The sequence below is a fragment of the Pandoraea sputorum genome (assembly GCF_000814845.2).
Classification (GTDB): Bacteria; Pseudomonadota; Gammaproteobacteria; order Burkholderiales; family Burkholderiaceae; genus Pandoraea; species Pandoraea sputorum.
The window spans coordinates 52,221-72,837 of the sequence record NZ_CP010431.2 but is presented as its reverse complement, the minus strand read 5'-3'; the positions used below and the strand labels follow the sequence as shown (position 1 = coordinate 72,837).

Here is a 20,617-nt window from a genome sequence, read left to right as displayed (position 1 = left end):
GGATGTTGCGGGGACTGCGGGTAAGACGCGAAAACACGCATACGGGGACTACTGGGCCAACGACAGCGACAACGTCGACAACACCGGGCGACGAACACGACGCCGCCCGTTCGAATCAGGTTCAGGCCGCAGCGCCGATGAAATTGCGCCCACGCGGACCATCGAGGGCGGCCGCGATCATCGCCGTCGATTCCGGCTCGCTCACGCCGTAAGCGGAAAATTCCGTCGCCACCCCCAGACCGTTGAGGAAGGCCGTCAACTTGTCGGGTGCGCCTGCGATGTCGCCATCGAACACTTGCGCCAGCACCGCGTCGCGATCGGCGCGGCGGCCGATGGCCAGGCGCATCACCGCTGGCAACGTGAACGAGCAGGCAATGCCGTGCGGCAGGCCGTGACGAATGGTCATGTCGTACGAAATCGAGTGCGCCAGCGCTGTCTTCGTATTGGAGAACGCCATGCCCGCCTGAAGTGCGGCCAGCGCTGCCTGCGAGCGCAGCGTCATATCGTCAAGCGATGTCATGAGACCCGGCAGCACACGCATCATGTCGCGCGCGGCCGTCACGGCGAAGGTGTCGGAGACGGGGTTGGCGTTCACGTTCCAGATTGCTTCGAGCGCGTGGGAGAGGGCGTCGAGACCGCTTTGCAGCGTGATGCTGCGCGGCAGAGAACGCGTCAGCGCCGGGTCGACGATAGCCGCCTCAGGCCACGTCTGGGGCAAATGCAGCGAGTATTTCTTGCGCTTCACATGGCGGTCCCACAGCGTGGCCCAGGGCGTGACTTCGCTACCGGTGCCTGCCGTAGTGGGGATGGTGATGAGCCGTTTGATGCGCGTCGGGCGGAAGGTGCCACCGGCATCGAGCGCGTCCACCAGCGTGGCGAATCGGTCATCGTCGCCCGCGACCATCAGCAACTTGGCCGTGTCGAGCGCACTGCCGCCGCCCAGCGCCACGATGACTTCGCATTGGCCATAGCGCCGCCAGAAGTCGCCGTACATCGGCGCGAGTTCGCGCACGTCCGGGTTCGGGCTGACTTGATCGATCACCCCCGCGAGCCGTTGGCCCAGCAACGCTTCGATACGTCCGGTCATGCCGAGCGCGCGTGCCTCGGGCATGGTGACGAGCACCGCGCGACGGTGACCGACGAGCTCGGGCAGAGCGTCCAGCGCGCCCGGACCAAAGTGGACGTCGACCGGATTATGGAAACGCGAACGTGCAGTCATGATGGTCTTTGGGCCGCCGCGCCGGATGACGTTGCGATCGATTAGCGAAGATTGAGCTGGATTATGGTGAGCGTCGTCCTATACTTCCAATTCACATTTTTTCGTCAATCTATTGATAAAACCTATACCTCGTCACGGGAGCGACATCGATGCGGATTACCCAGTTGCGTTCGTTTCACGCAGTCGCGCGCCACGGCAGCGTCACGCGTGCTGCGCAGGCGTTGCACGTCAGTCAGCCAACGATGACGACACAGATCCGGGCGCTGGAGGAAACGTATGGGGTTGAGCTGTTCTATCGCCACGGCCGCGGACTGACGCTGACGCCGACCGGTAAAGCGCTGTATTCGGTGAGCCTGCGCATCTTTTCGGACGAAGCGGAAGCGCTCAGCCTGCTCAAGGAGCATGGCGGGCTGCGTACCGGGGAGTTACGTCTGGGGGCGGTGGGGCCGCATCACGCGATGGAGATCGTCGCGGCGTTTCAACCACGCTTTCCGGGGATTCGCATCTCCGTACGGCCGGGCAATTCGGAGGAGATGATCGAGAGCCTGCTGGCGTATCGCACCGACGTCGCCGTGCTGGCGCGCTATCACGACGACGCACGTCTGCACGCCGTGCCGTACCGCACGCATCCGGTCGTGCTGCTGGTGCCGCGTACGCATCGCTTCGCGCGACGCCGCAGCGTCAAACTGACTGATCTGGCGGACGAACCCCTGCTGATGCGAGAACCGGGGTCGACGACGCGTCACGCGCTCGAAGTGGCCATGCAGGAGGCGGGTGTGGTGCCGAGCGTGGCGATGGAGATCGGCAGCCGTGAGGCGATCCGTGAAGCGGTGATCCTCGGGCTGGGGATCGCGGCGGTGTCTGCACGCGAACACACGCCGGACGAGCGGCTGGCGACGGTCGCCATCGGTGACGCACGCGTCGAGACGACCACCGTCATCGTCTGTCTGGCCGAGCGGCGCGCATCGCGCGCCATCGCGGCCTTTCTGGACGTCGTCGCCGGGCTGGTGTGATTACAGATACTGGCTGGAGACGAGCACGACGGCCGACGCCACGAGGCAGTAAATGCCGAACAGATACCAGCGACCGTGCTCGAGCCAGCGCGACAGCCAGCGCAGCGCAATCAGTCCCGCAAGGAAGCTGAACACCATGCCGACGAGGCTCGGCGTGAGCACCGACATGAAGTGACCGGAGAGCGTCTGAGCGCCGCCCGACTTATACAGACGGTAAGCCTCTTTGACGATGACCGGTGGGGTGAGAACCACCGCCAGCGCGAAGCTGAATTCCTCGACGCGCACCTTGTCGAGCCCGCGCAGCATGCCCGTGGAGATGGTTGAACCCGAGCGCGAGAAACCACGGAACGGCAGGCAGACACCCTGCACCGCGCCGATCCACGCAGAGTCGCTGCCGCGCATCGGACGATCGCCCATCGGCGCACGCTTGCGGCCCGAAATCAGGATCAGAATGCCCGCCATCGCGAGACCGGCGGAGATGATGTACAGATTGCCGAACAGATGCTCGATCTCGGCGTGTTCGGAGCCGCGCATCAACACCTTCTCGATGAAGAACATCAGCGCCAGACCGATCACGCCGGTGAAGGCCGTCGCAATGATGACCTGCTTCGCGTTGTGAATGAAATCGTGCTTCGAAGAGAAGTAACGTTCGCGCCACGACTTCCAGAAGTAGACGATCACGGCGAGCATGGTGCCGGTGTGCAGCATCACGAGCAGCAACGTCATGGCGGGCGTCGACGGATCGAGCCCCATCAGCTTCTCGGCCATGATGACGTGTGCGGAACTCGACACCGGGAGCAACTCCGCCACGCCCTGCACGATGGCGAGCACCAGCACTTGCAAATAGTCCATGCGCAATCCTTGAGAAATGGGCAAGGACAGTACGCCGGCATGATGACGTTTTCGTGACAGTCATATGACGGCGGTGCCGGTCACCTGCCCCCAACCGGCTGCCGCGCATCATACTCCGTCAGAATTGGACGTAAATGAGGTTCGGGACAAGCCGTGAATTCGCGCACCAATTCACGGCTTCTTGCCGCATTTCGCGGTATTTCGCAGTGACGGGCGCGACGATAATCGTTGCGCCTGTCGAAACTGCAACCCGCTTACTTGCGAAGCGCCTGATCCAGATCGGCGAGCAGGTCGTCGATGTGCTCGATGCCGATGGACAGACGCACTGTCTCCTCGCTCACCCCGGCCTTGCGCAGTTCGTCCGGCGACAGTTGACGGTGCGTGGTCGATGCCGGGTGCGTGGCGAGCGACTTGGCGTCGCCGATGTTGACCAGACGCGTGAAGAGTTGCAGCGCGTCCTGGAACGCGGCACCGGCGGCGTGGCCGCCTTTCACGCCGAAGGTGAGGATGCCCGGGCCGCGTCCCGACAGATACTTTTTCACCAGCCCGTGGTCCGGGTGCTCCGGCAGGCCCGCATAGTTCACCCACTCCACCTTCGGATGCGTCTTCAGATACTGGGCGATCTTTAGCGCGTTGTCGGTGATGCGGTCGAGGCGCAGCGCGAGCGTCTCGATGCCCTGAAGAATCTGGAACGCGTTGAACGGCGAGATGGCCGCACCGGTATTGCGCAGCGGCACCACGCGCGCACGACCGATGTATGCGGCCGGTCCGAACGCTTCCGTGTACACCACACCGTGATAGCTCACATCCGGTTCGTTGAGTCGCTTGAAGCGGGTCTTGTGTTCCGCCCACGGGAATTTTCCGGAGTCGACGATGGCGCCGCCGAGGCTCGTACCGTGCCCGCCGAGATACTTCGTTAGCGAATGCACCACGATGTCCGCCCCATGTTCGAACGGACGCAGCAGGTAAGGCGACGGCACAGTGTTGTCGATGATGAGCGGAATGCCGTGACGATGCGCGATCTCGGCGAGCTTCGCGATATCGGTGATGTTGCCCAGCGGGTTGCCGACCGACTCCGCGAAGATGGCTTTCGTCTTCTCGTCGATCAGCGGCTCGAAGGATTCCGGTTCGCGCGGATCGGCGAAACGCGTGGTAATGCCCGAGAGCGGTAACGTGTGTGCCAGCAGGTTGTAGGTGCCGCCATAGAGCGTGCTGGCCGCGACGATGTTGTCGCCCGCCTCGGCAATCGTCTGAATCGCATAGGTCACCGCCGCCTGACCGGACGCGAGCGCCAGCGCCGCCACCCCGCCTTCAAGCGCCGCGACGCGCTGCTCCAGCACGTCCTGCGTCGGGTTCATGATGCGTGTGTAGATGTTCCCGGGCACCTTGAGGTCGAACAGGTCCGCACCGTGCTGCGTATCGTCGAAGGCGTACGCCACCGTCTGATAGATCGGAACGGCAACCGCGCGCGTGGTCGGATCGGGACGGTACCCGCCGTGCACGGCCAGTGTTTCGAGTCGCCATTGGGGCGCTTGTGACGCGGTGTCGCGTTTGTCGTTGTTGTCTGCCATGTCGAATGTCTCCGGGAAGATAGAACGTTCCGTTGACGGAACGGATCGATGCATTGCTTAGGTCTCCGATGGCATTCTAATCTGCGGCGACGCACCGTCTTATCTCCGATGCATGGATGCTTAGCGAGGAACGGCCGAAGGGCTTGCAACCGTTCGTAATATGGCGAGCGACACGGTGGCGCAAACACGCGCTAAAGTCGGGCAAATAGCGGTGCCGAGACCGGCGGCCGCACTTCCTGGCGAAGACTCCTTATGCCCGCTACGTCGCTGCCGTGCACCGCTCGCGCGAATCGCGCCGTCGCTTCGTTTGCCATCGCCCTCACGGTAATGTCCGCGCTCGCTTTCGTCTCGACCGGCAACGCCGAGGCGCAAGAAAAGCTCAGCCTCCCGTCGCTGGACAAGGATGCCAATGGCGCCCCCGTGATGATCGACGCCTATCTGTTCCGTGCGGCCAATGCCAGCGCGCCGACACCGGCCGTGGTCTTCATGCATGGCTGTAACGGCATGTTCTCGCGCAAGGGCGCGATCGACCGTCGCGAACTGGACTGGGCGCAGCGGTTCAATGCGCAAGGGTATGCGGTGCTCATGGTCGACAGTTTCACTTCGCGGGGGCAAGGCAGCGAATGTGCGAAAGGTGGGCCGGTGCGCCCTTGGGAGGAACGCCCGCGCGACGCTTATGGCGCGTTGCGTTACCTGCAATCGATACCGGGTATCCGGTCGGACCGGATCGCGTTGATGGGGTGGTCGCATGGTGGCGGGTCCACGCTGTTCGCCATCGGCCCCAAAGGTCCCGGTCGCACACAGAATGCGACATCTTCGCCGGACTTCGTGGCCGCCGTTGCGTTCTATCCCGGCTGGTGCAATACCCGCGCGCAGGGCGCGAACTGGTCGACAAGGATTCCGCTGCTGTTGCTCACGGGCGCGGAGGACGTCTGGACCCAGGCGGCCCCGTGCGACGCGTTCGTGAAAGACGTTACCGCGCAAGGCGCACCGATTACGTTCCACATCTATCCGGGCGCGTATCACGACTTCGATTATCCGAATCTCCCGGTCCGCTCGCGCCCCGAGTTCACCCATCCCAAAACGCACATCGTGCCGATCACCGGCACCCAGCCCGAGGCGCGCGATGACGCGATAAATCGCGTTACCGAATTTTTGGGTGCAGCTTTTGGGAAGTAAGTTTCGCGGTTTTTCCGACCTGTCGGCAGGCGTATTGCCATAGAGGCAGACCAGACGGGCGTCTGCGACCGGCTTGTGCAAATCTATCCACAGGCCATCCACAGGTTAATCACAGAAATCTCACAGATTCCCACAGGAAATCCACAGGATTGTCCCGGGGTCATGCACAGGAAATTCACCACATATCCACTGGATACTCACGGGTTATTCACATCTTTTTGCCGACTTTTACCCCGCTTTTCCACCGCATATCCCACGAGTATCCACAGGCTTACCCACAACCCTGCCACAGCTTGCTAACAAGGTTATCTACAGGCTTTTCCACAAGTGTTGCGCTACCTGACGGAGCGCGTCGAAATGAAAAGCCTGCGCCCAAAACAAAATCGGCCGCAAACAAGGCGGCCGATTTGGTATCGGAGACTGCTTTCCCGGAGTCACGTCGCGCTGCGTTAGCGCTGGCTCACGGGGTTACGGCAAGTACAGCGATTCGCAAGTGCGATTAGTTACCGAAGTAGGTCGTACCGGCTTTTTGCAGCCCGCCAACCGAACCCATCGTGACCGGGGCGCTGGCCGTTGCCGGTTGTGCGCTCGGGACTGCCTTCGGGTACACAGAGTCGTGTTGGACCACGAGACCGGCCTTTTGCGCCTGCACCAGTTCTTCACGAACTTGTGCGCGGGTCAGCACGCTGGTTTGCGGAACCCACGAGAATTCCGAAGGACCGTCAAAAGCGTCGCTGGCGAAAGCCGAACCGGCCGAGACGGCGAGCATTGCGGAAACGAGGGCAGAGGTAATAAGAGTGCGCTTCATGGTGTTTCTCCTGTCTGTCTGAAAGAGGCGATGTTCAATTCATCGTCGACAGTTGAAGTGTATTAGTCGCACCTATCGCAATAAAGTCGATAATTGTCTATTTCTAATTTCTATTTTTGAAATAATAAGAAACGTCTTGGCGTGTCGCGTCGAATATTATTTCGTATACGATTTACGCCTCCTGAGCCGCAAATAAAGACGGGACGCCTGTATCAGGCGTCCCGTCGGGCTACAGCGAATATCCGGCTGGCCGATTATTTCGCGGTCGCTTCCTCCGGCATAACCACCGTGGCACCGGTTCCGGCCGTCTGCGCGAGCACCGGTTTGAGTGCGATGCCAGTGTGGCTTGCCTTGACCTTCGCCAGCTCGTCCGGCGATGTGGCGGCCACCACGGTACCGCCGTCCTTGCCGCCCTCGGGCCCCATGTCGACGATCCAGTCGGCTTCGGCAATCACATCGAGGTTGTGCTCGATGACGACGACCGTATGTCCGCCGTTCACCAGCCGGTGCAGCACGTTGATCAGACGTGCCACGTCCGCCATGTGCAACCCGACCGTCGGCTCGTCGAGAACGTACAGCGTGTGCGGCGATTTCTGTCCACGACGCGTAATGTCGTCGCGCACCTTGGTCAGTTCCGTCACCAGCTTGATACGTTGCGCTTCGCCACCCGACAACGTCGGCGACGGCTGCCCCAGCGTGAGGTACCCCAGCCCGACGTCCTTCATCAGTTGCAGCGGATGCGCAATGCTCGGCATCGACGCGAAGAACTCAACGGCTTCGTCGACTTCCATCGTCAGCACGTCGCCGATGCTCTTGCCGCGCCACGTCACCGCCAATGTTTCGGCGTTGAAGCGCTGCCCGTGGCAGACGTCGCACAGCACCTTCACGTCCGCAAGGAAGCTCATGCCGATGGTCCGCACACCCTGACCTTCACAGGCCGGACACCGGCCCTCGCCCGTGTTGAACGAGAAGCGCGAGGCCGAGTAGCCGCGCGCGCGGGCTTCGAGGGTGTCGGCGAACAGACGTCGGATGGTGTCCCAGAAGCCGATGTAGGTAGCCGGACACGAACGCGGTGTCTTGCCGATGGGCGTCTGGTCGACTTCGAGCACACGATCGATCGTCTCCCAGCCTGTCACGGATTCGCATCCGTGCCACGCATGCACCACCGGACGACGCGGCTCTGCGGGCGCTTCCGACTTCGCGCGCGGCTTGCCGTCTGCCTTCACTGCATGGCGCACCGTGCCCTTGCGCGCACGACGCTCCGCGGGCGACGACAACACCGAACGCCCCACGGCGTCGAGCAGGTTCGTCATCAGCACATCGCGCGCGAGCGTCGACTTGCCGGAACCGGACACACCCGTGATCGCCGTGAGTCGCGACAACGGTAGCGAGGCGGTCACGTTCTTCAGGTTATGAAGCGTTGCGCCGTGCACCGTCAGCCAGTTCGACGGAACGGCCTCAGCTCCCTTGGCCGGTGTCACCACCTCGCGGCGCGGCTGAATCGGATGCTGCAACGGATGGGCGAGGAACTTGCCGGTCAGCGAATCGGGATGCGAGGCGAGATCCTCCACATTGCCCTGCGCAACGAGCATGCCACCCCGCTTGCCTGCCCCCGGGCCGATATCGATGATGTGATCCGCGCGACGAATCGTGTCCTCATCGTGCTCGACCACGACCAGCGTGTTGCCCTGATCGCCAAGCTTGCGCAGCGCGCCGAGCAGAATGCCGTTGTCGCGCGGGTGCAGGCCGATGGTCGGCTCGTCCAGCACGTAGCACACGCCCTGCAAGTTACTGCCGAGTTGCGCCGCGAGACGAATACGTTGCGACTCGCCACCCGAGAGCGTCGGTGCGGCGCGGTCGAGCGTGAGGTAGCCGAGGCCCACCTCTTCCAGAAATTCCAGACGCCCCTGAATTTCGCTGATCAGATCGCGGGCGATGCTCGCATCCCGACCTTGCAGTTCGAGGCCCTGAATCCACTGACGCACGTCCGTCACGGTCCATTGCGCGACTTCGGAGATGGCGTGTTCGTCGAACGTCACCGCACGCGCCACACCGTTCAGGCGCGCGCCGTGGCAATCCGGGCACGGCTGATCGCCCACATCTTCCGGCTCCTGATCCTGCGACGGCAGCGAATGCTCGCGGCCGCGATTGTCCTGATTGAGGACGGTATCGTCGAACGCTTCACGCTGTTCGCGCGTGAGTGCGAGCCCCGTACCGACGCACGTCGTGCACCAGCCGTGCTTGCTGTTGAACGAGAACATGCGCGGATCGAGATCCGGGTAGCTCGTGCCGCAAACCGGACACGCCCGCTTGACCGAGAACACCTCGATCTCGCCCACGCCTTCGCCCGGTTGCTCGTCGGTCATCGTGTCGCCCAGCCCGTCGAGCGGGGCGAGCAGATGCATCACGCCCTTGCCCAGCTCCAGCGCCGCCGCGAGCAATGTGCGCAGCAAGCCTTCGTTCTCGGGCGTCACCACGACATCGCCGACCGGCAACTCGATGGTGTGTTCGCGGAAGCGGTCGAGCTTCGGCCACGGATCGACCGGCAGGAAAACGCCGTCGACACGCAGATGCGAATGACCGCGTGCCTTGGCCCATTTCGCCAGATCGGTGTAAATCCCCTTACGTCCGACGACGAGCGGTGCGAGCAGCCCTACGTGCTGTCCGCGACGGTCGCGCATGAGTTGCGCAACGATGGAGTCGGGGCTTTGTGCCGTCACCGGCGCGCCGTCGTGGATGCAATGCTGAATGCCGAGCTTCACGTACAGCAGACGCAGGAAGTGCCAGACTTCCGTGGTCGTCGCGACGGTACTCTTGCGTCCACCCCGCGACAACCGTTGCTCGATGGCCACCGTTGGCGGAATACCGTACACGGCATCCACTTCGGGACGCCCCGCGGGCTGCACGATGGACCGCGCATACGCGTTGAGCGATTCGAGGTAACGGCGCTGCCCTTCGTTGAACAGGATGTCGAACGCGAGCGTCGATTTGCCCGAGCCCGACACACCGGTGATGACGCTGAACTTGCCACGCGGAATCGCGACGTCGAGCGACTTCAGGTTGTGCTCGCGCGCATTGACGATGCGAATGTCGTCGCCACCCGCAGGCTTACGATGTGCACGCGCAGCACGCAATGCCGTTTGCAGCGGCATCCCGGCATCGCTCGACGCCTTATCCGGCTCCTTATCCGACTCCTTACCCGCTGCCACAGCCTGAGCGGGCGCGACTACCGTACGTTCGTACTCGGCCAGTGCGCGCCCGGTATGCGACCCTTCGCACGCCACGACGTGCGCAAGCGTCCCCGCACACAACACTTCGCCACCGCCTTCGCCGCCTTCCGGCCCGAGGTCGATGATCCAGTCGGCCGCACGCACCACGTCCAGATTGTGTTCGATGACGAGCAGCGAATTGCCTGCATCGAGCAACTTGCCGAACGCGCGCATGAGCTTCGCAATGTCGTCGAAGTGCAGCCCGGTCGTCGGTTCGTCGAAGATGAAGAGACGGCCACGATGCGCGACCTTCTGTCCGCTCGCCGTCTTCTTCTGTGCTGCTTCTGCCAGGAAACCGGCGAGCTTCAGACGTTGCGCTTCGCCACCGGAGAGCGTCGGCACAGGCTGGCCGAGCTTCACATATTCGAGACCGACGTCCACGATCGGCTGCAACACACGCAGCACGTCACGATCCGACGAGAACAGCTTCACGGCCTCGTTGACGGTCAGTTCCAGCACGTCCGACACGCTCAGTTCGCGCATCGCTTCGCCGGGGATAGCACGCTGGATCTTCACGTCCAGCACTTCGGCGCGGTAGCGCTTGCCGTCGCAATCCGGGCAACGCAGATACACGTCGCTCAGGAATTGCATCTCCACGTGTTCGAAACCCGAGCCGCCGCATGTCGGGCAACGGCCATTACCGGAGTTGAAGCTGAACGTGCTGGCGTTATAACCGCGTTGCAGCGCAACCGGCTCAGCGGCGAACAGCTTGCGGATTTCGTCGAATGCGCCGACGTAACTTGCCGGATTCGAGCGCGCTGTCTTGCCGATAGGCGACTGGTCGACGAACACGACGCCCGACAGTTGCTCGGCACCGATCAGTTCGTCGTGCGCACCCGGCGCTTCGGTCGGGTCACCGAAGTGACGCGCCAGCGCCGGGCTGAGAATGTCCTGCACCAGCGTCGACTTACCGGAGCCGGAGACGCCGGTCACGCAGACGAGGCGTCCCAGCGGAATGTCGACATCGACATGCTTGAGGTTGTGCTCGCGAGCGCCTGTCAGCGTCAGACGCGGCGTCGCCTCGTCCACCGGACGCGCGCGCCAGTTCGACGCGTTCGCCACATGCTTGCGGCCGCCGAGATAGCTGCCGGTGAGCGTGTCGGCCTGACGCACTTCCTTCGGCGTGCCGTCGAACACAATCTGCCCGCCGCGCTCGCCCGGCCCTGGCCCCATGTCGATGACACGGTCGGCGGCCAGCATCACGGCCGGATCGTGTTCCACGACGACCAGCGTGTTACCGGCATCGCGCAACCGATGCATCGCGGCGACGATGCGGTCCATGTCGCGCGGATGCAAACCGATACTCGGCTCGTCGAGCACGAACAGCGTGTTCACGAGCGACGTACCGAGCGCCGTCGTCAGATTGATACGTTGCACTTCGCCGCCGGAAAGCGTGCGGCTCTGGCGGTCGAGGGTGAGGTAGCCGATGCCGACGTCGCACAGATACTTCAGACGTGTGCCGACTTCTTCTTGCAGCAGCTTCAGCGCGTCATCGAGCAGGCTGGACGGCAACGTCAGCGAATCGAAGAACTGACGCACGCGCGTGATCGGCATGAGCATCAGATCGTGCATCGTCAGACCGGGCAGCGCTTCGAGTTGCTCGCGTGACCACGACACACCACGCGGCATGAAACGCTGAGCGGGCGGCAGCACGGCGTCGGCATTCTCTTTCGAGCCGAGTCGCCACAGCAGACCTTCGGTCTTCAGACGCGCACCGCCACACGTGTCGCACGTGGTGTAGCTGCGGTACTTCGAGAGCAGCACGCGGATGTGCATCTTGTACGCTTTCGACTCCAGATAGCCGAAGAAGCGGCGAATGCCATACCACTGCTTGTTCCATTCGCCTTGCCAGTCGGGGTCACCTTCGATGACCCATTCGCGATGTTCGGGCGAGAGCTTCGACCAGGGCGTATCGCGCGGGATGCCCGCTTTGCCTGCGTACTCCAGCAGGTCCTCCTGAATCTCTTTCCACGCGGGCGTCTGAATCGTCTTGACTGCACCGCCGCGCAACGTTTTGCGTTCGTCGGGAATGACCAGACCGAGGTCGACGCCGATCACGCGACCGAACCCGCGACACGCTTCGCACGCGCCATACGCAGAGTTGAACGAGAAGAGCGCGGGTTGCGGATCGGCGTAATGCAGATCGCTATCGGGGCAATGCAGGTCTTGCGAATAGCGCCAGATGTCCGGCTCACCTTCTTCGGCCAGCACATAGACGTTCACCCGGGCACGGCCGCGCTTGAGCGACGACTCGATGGCTTCCATCGCGCGCGCCTTCTCCGTGTTCTGAAGACGGAAGCGATCGGCGACAACGTCGAGCACCTTGCGCGTACCTTCGGCGGTCGTGATTTCGCGCTCGGCCTGCACGCGTGTGTAGCCGGACGCCGAGAGCCATTGCGCCACTTCGTCGGGGGTGACGCTACCGGGCAACTCGACCGGGAAGGTGACGACCAGACGCGGATCGCTCTGTGCGGTGCGCGCCATGAGATCGGCGTAGATCGTCTCGGGCGTGTCGTGACGCACCGGCTGGGCGGTTTCGCGATCGAACAGCGCCGCCGCGCGGGCGAAGAGGAGCTTGAGGTGATCGTTGAGTTCGGTCATCGTACCGACCGTCGAGCGCGAGCTGCGCACGGGGTTGGTCTGATCGATGGCGATGGCGGGCGGCACGCCTTCCACATGGTCGACCTGCGGACGGTCCATGCGGTCGAGGAACTGGCGGGCGTAAGCGCTGAACGTCTCGACATAGCGACGCTGGCCTTCGGCGAACAGCGTGTCGAAGACCAGACTGGACTTGCCGGAACCGGACGGACCGGTCACGACGGTCATCTCGCCGGTCTGGATATCGACGTCGAGATTCTTGAGGTTGTGCTGGCGGGCGCCACGAATACGAATGGCGTGGCTGGCCGACGGGTCGGGTTTCGAGGAGGACTTGTCCACTGGGTATCAGAGCCGTATCAGTGCGAAAACGACAAAACGACAGAGCGCATACGCGCCTCGGGGGAACTACTGTATCAGGCCGATGCGACAGTCGCTGGCAGCATCCAGACGTCGCCGGTACGCTGCGATTGTACTGTATGTTTGTACAGCATCAACCCAATCCCCCATTCGCGGTGGTCTTAATCCAGCCCCCTCCATCCGTCACCGCACGATAGGTCATGATATGATGCGAATGATTATCATTAACCTCAAAAGCTGCTAGATCAGCGACGGTTGCCGGTTCGGGCGACCAAGCCAACATCATGATGCGTGACGACAACGGGGGACGCAAAGATCACGCACGCGCGGACGCGTCCGGCGTGGCTTCGCTCTATTACGATCATCACGGCTGGCTACGCAACTGGCTGCATCGCAAACTCGGCAATCACGGCGACGCCGCCGACCTCGCGCACGACACTTTCGTGCGCCTGCTCAGCAAGGACACCCCCGTCTGCCCGCGAGAACCCCGCGCCTTTCTCACCGTCGTGGCGCAAGGGCTCGTCGCCAATCTGCATCGCCATCGCAAGATCGAAGCCGCTTATCTCGACGCGCTCGCCGCACAGCCCGAAGCCGTCGCGCCCGATCCCGAGACCCGCGCCATCCTGCTCCAGACACTCATCGACATCGATCGTCGCCTCGACGGCCTGCCGCCTGTCGTGCGCCGCGTCTTCCTCATGTCGCAACTCGACGGCCTCGCACAGCGCGACATCGCCGAGACGGTCGGCATCTCCATCGCCACCGTGCAACGCCATATCGTCAAAGCCCTGCACGCCTGCTGCTTCGGAGATGCCGCATGAGCCGTCCGATGCCCTCCGACCAGAGCGCCGCCAGCTTCGCAACCGCTACGCCGTTACCGGAAGCCGTCACGCTTGCGGCCACCGAATGGTTCGTCCGCCTGCAAGCCGTCGGGGCCAATGACGAAGCGGACGCCACCATGCAAGCCGACTGGCAACGCTGGCATGACGCCGACGCACGACACGCGCTCGCGTGGCAACGTCTGGTGGACTTCGGCGCGCATCTTCGGACGATTCCTGCGCTGGTTGCACACAACACGCTCGTGCGTGCCAACGCGAATCAGGGCCGTCGCCGCGTGCTCGGCCTCATCGCCGTCGCGGGTGTGACGGGCGCGGTCTGGTCGGCCGGCGACTCGAACACCGTGCGCGCCTGGCGTGCCGATCTGAGCACCGGCGTGGGCGAGCGCCGCACGGTGCAGCTTGCCGACGGCACTGTCCTCGTGCTCAACACCGAATCCGCCGTCGACATGCACTTCTCGCAGGACTTGCGTCGTCTGCGGCTCGTGCGCGGGGAAATCGCCATCACCACCGGTGCGGACGCCGATCACGGACATCGCCCGTTCTTCGTCGATACCGCGCAGGGCAGTCTCCAGGCGCTCGGCACACGTTTCGCCGTCCGTCAGCACGACGAAAGTGCCGCCGTGGCCGTGCTGGAAGGCGCGGTGCGTGTGGTCCCGGCCAACGCGACCGGCGCCGCCGTCGTTCTCACGGCCGGGCAGGGCGCCACCTTCGACGCCACGGCCCTGCGCTCACGCTTTGACGATGTTGGCGTCGCCAATGCCGCCGCCGCGTGGACGCAAGGCATGCTCATCGTGCACGCCATGCCGCTCGGCGCGTTCCTCGCGGAACTGGGTCGCTATCGCCGCGGGCATCTCGGCTGCGCGCCGGAAATCGCGCGCTTACCGGTGTCGGGCATTTATCCGGTCGACGACACCGACCGCGTGCTCGACATGCTGTCACGGGCCTTGCCTGTCGACGTCCAGCGCTACACCCGCTGGTTCGTGCGCGTTCAACCGGGCAACAACGCGAGCGCAAACACCGGCCGTTCACCCACCGAAGTGCCCACGCGCCGCGCCATCGGCGGCGACCGCACGCACACCTAAAACGGCCGTTAGCAACACACCGAAAATTTTTTGACGTCGGACTGAGGGGTTTTCGAATCTCGCGGGGCATAGACAGGAAAGCCCATTTCGATGTTTCGATGCTCCCAGGAAAGGAAACCGCCGTCATGTCTTCTCACGTCAGCCACACGCTCTCGCGTGCCGCACGTGCCCGCACGCCCGCTCATCATGCACACCGCGCCGTCACCCTCGCCGCCGGGGCGCTGTTCTCCCTGAGCTCCCTGAGCGCCCTGTCTGCACTGACCGTCCTCACGACGACGGACGCGCAAGCACAAACGGCCACCGCTGCGCGCGCCGCGCAGTCACTGCACATCCCCGCCGGTTCGCTGCAACAGGGGCTGGTCGCTTTCGCGCAGCAGACTGGCCTGATGATCTCGTACGACGCCGCGCAGATCGCCGACAAGCGTACGGCAGGCGTCTCCGGCACGTACACGCCGTCGCTCGCCCTCGCGATCCTGATCGAAGGCACGGGCCTGCAGGCGACGGGCCAGCCGAACGGCGGCTACATCGTCGCGCCCGGCCCGAATGCTGCGGCCGCGACAGCCACCGGTGCGGCCGTCGCCCTGCCGCAGACCAACGTGACCGCCCGCGCCGAGCGCGACGTCGCACGCGGTCCTGTGCTCGGCTATGTGGCCACGCGCAGCGATACGGCGACCAAGTCGGATACGTCGATCATGCAGACGTCGCAATCGATCAGCGTGATCCCGCGCGATCAGATGAACGATCAGGCGGTCCAGACCGTGACGGACGCGCTGAAGTACGCCGCAGGCGTGAACGCCGATCCGTACGGCAGCGACACCCGCGCCGACTGGTTCTACATTCGCGGCTTCAACGCCGACGTCTACTGGGACGGCCTGCGCGTGCCACAGATCGCGAATCGCCCGGGCAGCTACGCCGCCGTTCGCGTCGATCCGTACACACTTGAGCGCGTGGAAGTGCTGCGCGGACCCAGCTCGATCCTCTATGGCGCAGGCAACCTCGGCGGTCTCGTCAATCTGGTGAGCAAGGCACCGAGCGCGGAAGCCTACCGCGAGATCGGCGTCGACTACGGCACGTTCGACCGTCGTCAACTGCGTGTGGACATGACGGGGCCGGCCAACGAAGACGGCACGTTGCTCTATCGCATCACAGGCCTTGGCCGGATGTCGAACGCGCAGACCGACAACGTGAGCGATGACCGTCTGATGATTCAGCCGTCGCTCACGTGGCGTCCGAACGCGCAGACGAGCTTCACGTGGTTCGTCAATTACATGCAGGACAACATGGGCTCGTCGGTCAGCTACGGCCCGGCGCTGGGCATGGTGAAGGACTCCCGCTGGGGACGCATCGACCGCGATCTGCTCACCGGCGATCCGTCGTTCGACCGCTATCGCAAGACGCAGGTCGCCACCGGTTATCGATTCGAACATCGTGTGAACGACGCGCTGCAATTCCGCTCGACGGCGCGCTTCACGCACATGGATCTCGATTACAAGTCGATCTATGGCACCGCGCTACTGGCCGATCAACGCACATTGCAACGCACGGCCTATCAGGCCGCGCCGATCCTCAACGGCTGGCAGCTCGACAACAACGTGCAGTACGACACGACGACCGGCCCCGTCGCGCACAAAATGGTCGGCGGCGTGGACTTCCAGACGCAGCGCTTCCTGAACCGCGTGTGGTCGGGTTCCGCACCGTCGCTCGATCTCTACGCGCCGGTTTATGGCGTGAAGGGTGTGTTGCCCGCCAACCCCACGACCAGCACCGACCAGACGCAAACGCAGCTCGGCCTGTACCTGCAGGACCAGATGCGCTGGGACCGCTGGTATCTGACGCTGGGCGGCCGCGAAGACTTCACGTGGTCGACGACCGACAACAACCTCAACAAGTCGTCGGTCAAGCAAACGCCGAACAAGTTCACGTGGCGCGCGGGCCTGCTGTACGAATCGGCCATCGGTCTGTCGCCGTACTTCAGCTATTCGACGTCGTTCCTGCCCACGCTTTCGACCAACCTCGCGGGCACGCCGCTTGAGCCGACCACAGGTCAGCAATACGAAATCGGTGTGAAGTACCAGCCGCTGAACACCGATGCCATCTTCACAGCGTCGCTGTTCAACCTGACGCAGCAAAACGTCTCGACCGCCGATCCGACCAACACGCGCAACACGATTCAGACGGGCGAGGTGCGCTCGCGCGGCGTGGAACTCGAAGCGCGCGTGAGCCTCACGTCGAAGCTCAACATGGTGGCGAGCTACACGTATCAGGACGTGGAAGTCACCCGCAGCAACAACACCGATCTGGGCAAGCGTCCGTATGGCGTGCCGCGCAACATGGCGTCGCTGTGGGCCGACTATAACTTCGGCAATGTGGGCGATGCCAAGCTCGGCGCGGGGGCCGGTATCCGCTATCTCGGCCAGACGGCGGGCGACTCGGTGAACTCGTTCTCGGTGCCCAGCGTGACACTCGTCGATGCGTCGCTGCACGCCGACATCGGCTGGCGCTGGCGTCTGCAACTGAACGCGACCAACCTGTTCGATCGCACTTACGTGGCGGGCTGCAACACCACCGTGCAGTGCTACTACGGCACGGGCCGCACGGTGATCGGCAGCGTGACGGCCCGCTGGTAAGGGATAGACGCGTTGGGGACGAGGCGTCACGCAAGCCACTTTCCCAACGCGTAGCCGTCTCGGGAGTTGCCTCGCGGCGATGGAGTAGCATGGCGGCATCCGAGCTTTCCTTTGCACGACATGGGCGCAATTCTCGCGGCGCGCAGCACCTTGCAGCGCGCTCTCTCGTTCCGTACCAGCGTCTCTTCCGACAGCCAGCGCCGTGACCTTTCGACGGGGCATGCGGGACATACGGGACATACGGGACATACGGGACATACGGGACATACGGCACATACGGGGCATAAGGGACATATGCGGCGCCGCTTCACATGGCTGCCCGCCGTCCTGCCGCTCATCATGCTCGCGGCGTGCGCCAGCACTCCCGCACCGGAATCGTCGCCTGCGACCGGGCGCACGGCATCGGCGGCCCCCCCCGCGCGGTACAACATCAGCCGCTTCCCCATCGAGCATTACGATCAGGACGTCGATCACTGGATCCGGCCCGACGCCTCCGGTTACGATCAGCCACTGCTTTCCGCACAGGAACAGACCCGCCGCTTCGACGTATTCCGCGCCCGCTACTTCGGCACTGCACCGCGCGATCCGTCGCCGTGGAACGGCACGTGGCTTGCCACATCGCTCCTGAACGCGGGCGGTGCTGCGCAACTCGCCGATTCGCAGGCACGCCGCGTCAGCCGTTTCGACAATAGCCGCCCCGGGATTCGCAAGACCTACGGCGAGAACTTCCAGCCGCATACGCAGGCGTGGATCCGCGCGATCGAGTCCAACATGGCACTCGCGCAACTCGACACCGATCACGCCAGTTGGCAGTACGACCCGCGCCGACGCGGCATCACCGTCGACAACGCGCTCGTGCGCCTGCTGCCGACGAACGATCCCGCGTTCTACGATTTCCGCGAAGCAGGCGAAGGCTATCCGTTCGACGCCTTGCAGGACTCCGCGCTGCGCCCCGGCACGCCGGTCTACACGCTCGCGCGCAGTCAGGACGGCGCGTGGTTGCTCGTGTACTCACCCGACCTCATCGGCTGGATCGATGCGCGCACGGTGGCGTCCGTCGACGCGCGCTTCGTCGCCATCTGGCGCGACGCCGCGCAGCGCAGTCTCGGTGCGATCGTGCGTGGCGATGCAACGTTGAGCGACACGGTACCGGGCACCTCCACAACCCTCTACCGGACGTTCGCCCCCATCGGCACGGTGTTGCCGCTGGTGCAGTCGCGAGACGGACGTCAGATGGCGATGTTCCCCATCGCCGACGCACAGCGACAAGCGCAAGTCCGCATGGCTGCGCTCGACGCATCAGACTTCGTGCGGATGCCGTGGACGCTGACGCCACGTCATATGGCGCAGGTGATGAAGCAACAGATCGGACGTCCGTACGGCTGGGGCAACACGCTCTTCTATAACGATTGCTCGGCCGAGACGCGCAGTCTGTTCGCGCCGTTCGGCGTGTGGCTACCGCGACATTCGTCCGATCAGTTGCGTGCCGGACGGCGTACCGATCTGCGCAACGCCGACATCGACACGCGACTGCGCACGCTCGCCGAGCGCGGTCGGCCGCTCATGACGCTCATCCATATCAACGGTCACATCATGTTGTACCTGGGCAATGCGCAACGAGACGGCGTGAGCGTGCCGATGACGTATCAGAACGTGTGGGGGTTATCGCCAGCGGATAACAGCCGTCGCAATGTGATTGGCGGGTCAGTCATCCTCCCGCTGCTCAAGACCTATCCGGAAGACCCGGAGGTGCGTTCGCTCGCAGGCAAGCCGTTGTTCGAGATCAGCGTGATCGGCGGTGACGAATCGAACGAGTCAACGCCATCGCCCAGCGTCGACTCTCCGGAAGAGATGCCGCAGTGATCAGAAGCGTTCGGCCCTGAACGGCGCGGGATCGACCACCGGCGAGTCGCCCGTCATCAGTTCTGCGACAAGGCGTCCCGTCACTGGCCCGAGCGTGAGGCCGTGATGCGCGTGACCGAACGCGAACCACAGATCGCGATGCCCCGGCGCGGGGCCGATGATCGGCTTCATGTCCGGTGTGCAGGGACGGCGTCCGAGCCACGGCACCGGGTCGACACGCTCGCCGAGCGGGAATGTCTCGCGCGCCAGCGGTTCGACGGCCGCCAGTTGCACCGGCGTGGGCGGCGTGTCGCGCAGGCCGAGTTCGACACCCGTCGTCAGACGAATACCGCCCGTCATCGGCGTGATGAGGAAGCCGTACTCTGCATCGAGCACTGGTTGATTCAGCTTCGCGTCCGGCTGCGCGCGGTAGTGCATGTGATAGCCGCGTTTGACGGCGAGCGGGAAGCGGTAGCCGAGCGCCCGGGTCACGTTGTCCGCCCACGGCCCCAGCGCAATGACTGCACGACGGCCTTCGATGCGGCCCACTTCGGTCTGCACCGACCAGTGCGGCTGCAATGTGGTCGCGTCGCCGGTAAAAATGCGTCCGCCGAGCGATTCGAAGTAACGCGCATAGGCGGCGACCAGCGCGCCCGGATCGCTCACCGAATCGGACGCCGTATAACGCAGCCCGCCCACCAACGCGTGCGTGAGCGATGGCTCGTCCGCACGCAATTGCGCAGCATCGAGACGCTCGAACGGCACGTCGTATTCGTTGCGCCAGCGCTCGGCGTCACGTTGTGCCGCGTCCATCGCAGACGTTGTGCGAAACACTTTCACCCAACCGCCTTCACGCAACAACGCCCCGGCGCGAGACACCGCGATCAGGTCACGATGCTCCGTCACGCAATGCGCAATCAGCGTGCTGTAGTCGCGTGCGATGGCCGCATGACGGGCAGGTTCCGAGTGATACCAGTAGCGCGCGAGAAAGGGCCCGACAGTCCCCATGGCGGACGGGTGATAGCGCACGTCCGTGGAACGATTTCGTGCGTAGCGCAGCAGCGTGCCGAGGTCGCGCGGAAACGCGTACGGATAGACGCCTTCGCGTTGAATCAGCCCGGCGTTGCCGAACGAGGTTTCGTTGCCGGGCGATTTGCGGTCGATGAGCGCGACCGACATGCCGCGTCGCTGCAAATGCACAGCCACGGAAACACCAACGATACCGGCACCGAGCACTAGGGCGTCGTACGTCATGAGCAGGTGTCCGACGAGCGGTCAGACCATCAGAGAAGGAGGGGGAGCGGGCTCATGCGCCTCACATCACGCGCGAACGAGCCCGGCGTCCGCACGCGGCGCGCGCACAG

General features: G+C 63.9%; 12 protein-coding genes. 6 read left to right on the top strand and 6 right to left on the bottom strand.

Translation table 11 applies throughout. From position 1 onward, the window contains the following. Positions 1-121: 121 nt before the first annotated feature. The gene (gene psrA / locus NA29_RS00305) at positions 122-1,219 is read right to left on the bottom strand and encodes an iron-containing alcohol dehydrogenase PsrA (RefSeq protein WP_039394424.1); all 1,098 of its coding nucleotides are present in this window, start codon (positions 1,217-1,219) and stop codon (positions 122-124) included. A 149-nt stretch (positions 1,220-1,368) separates the two neighbouring features. Here psrA and NA29_RS00300 point away from each other — a divergent pair, with 149 nt between their 5' ends. Next, positions 1,369-2,232 carry a LysR substrate-binding domain-containing protein gene (locus NA29_RS00300; protein ID WP_039394421.1) on the top strand — a complete coding sequence of 288 codons (864 nt, stop codon included), beginning with the start codon at positions 1,369-1,371 and terminating at the stop codon, positions 2,230-2,232. On the opposite strand, the gene NA29_RS00295 is transcribed toward NA29_RS00300, so the two are convergent. Next, a complete protein-coding gene (locus tag NA29_RS00295) occupies positions 2,233-3,084 on the bottom strand; it encodes an undecaprenyl-diphosphate phosphatase (protein ID WP_039394417.1) in 852 nt (283 codons plus the stop codon). A 254-nt stretch (positions 3,085-3,338) separates the two neighbouring features. Beyond that, a complete protein-coding gene (locus tag NA29_RS00290) occupies positions 3,339-4,655 on the bottom strand; it encodes an O-acetylhomoserine aminocarboxypropyltransferase/cysteine synthase family protein (RefSeq protein WP_039394414.1) in 1,317 nt (438 codons plus the stop codon). Positions 4,656-4,907: 252 nt separating this feature from the next. Between NA29_RS00290 and NA29_RS00285 the strand changes: the two genes are divergently transcribed. Then, positions 4,908-5,834 (top strand): dienelactone hydrolase family protein, encoded by a 927-nt coding sequence (locus NA29_RS00285; protein ID WP_095178403.1) that lies wholly within the window; start codon positions 4,908-4,910, stop codon positions 5,832-5,834. 499 nt (positions 5,835-6,333) lie between these two features. Here NA29_RS00285 and NA29_RS00280 read toward each other — a convergent pair whose 3' ends face one another. Beyond that, positions 6,334-6,642, bottom strand: a complete 309-nt coding sequence (locus NA29_RS00280) for a DUF4148 domain-containing protein (RefSeq protein WP_072633155.1) — start codon at positions 6,640-6,642, stop codon at positions 6,334-6,336. A gap of 254 nt (positions 6,643-6,896) precedes the next feature. Next, positions 6,897-12,848, bottom strand: coding sequence for an excinuclease ABC subunit UvrA (gene uvrA / locus NA29_RS00275; protein ID WP_039394408.1), 5,952 nt, complete (start codon positions 12,846-12,848; stop codon positions 6,897-6,899). A gap of 305 nt (positions 12,849-13,153) precedes the next feature. Here uvrA and NA29_RS00270 point away from each other — a divergent pair, with 305 nt between their 5' ends. The 4 genes from NA29_RS00270 to NA29_RS00255 all read left to right on the top strand — a co-directional run bounded on the left by NA29_RS00270 (position 13,154) and on the right by NA29_RS00255 (position 19,274). Beyond that, positions 13,154-13,684 carry a sigma-70 family RNA polymerase sigma factor gene (locus NA29_RS00270; RefSeq protein ID WP_052253147.1) on the top strand — a complete coding sequence of 177 codons (531 nt, stop codon included), beginning with the start codon at positions 13,154-13,156 and terminating at the stop codon, positions 13,682-13,684. Beyond that, a complete protein-coding gene (locus tag NA29_RS00265; protein ID WP_052252408.1) occupies positions 13,681-14,784 on the top strand; it encodes a FecR domain-containing protein in 1,104 nt (367 codons plus the stop codon). The genes NA29_RS00270 and NA29_RS00265 overlap by 4 nt, the downstream gene beginning before the upstream one ends. A 125-nt stretch (positions 14,785-14,909) precedes the next feature. Then, entirely contained in the window at positions 14,910-17,411 is a 2,502-nt protein-coding gene (locus tag NA29_RS00260) for a TonB-dependent siderophore receptor (protein WP_052252407.1), read from the top strand. A gap of 294 nt (positions 17,412-17,705) precedes the next feature. Then, positions 17,706-19,274: an SH3 domain-containing C40 family peptidase gene (locus tag NA29_RS00255; protein ID WP_052252406.1), complete on the top strand. Its 1,569-nt coding sequence runs from the start codon at positions 17,706-17,708 to the stop codon at positions 19,272-19,274. Here NA29_RS00255 and NA29_RS00250 read toward each other — a convergent pair whose 3' ends face one another. Next, positions 19,275-20,507: an NAD(P)/FAD-dependent oxidoreductase gene (locus tag NA29_RS00250; RefSeq protein ID WP_039394404.1), complete on the bottom strand. Its 1,233-nt coding sequence runs from the start codon at positions 20,505-20,507 to the stop codon at positions 19,275-19,277. Positions 20,508-20,617 lie beyond the last annotated feature (110 nt).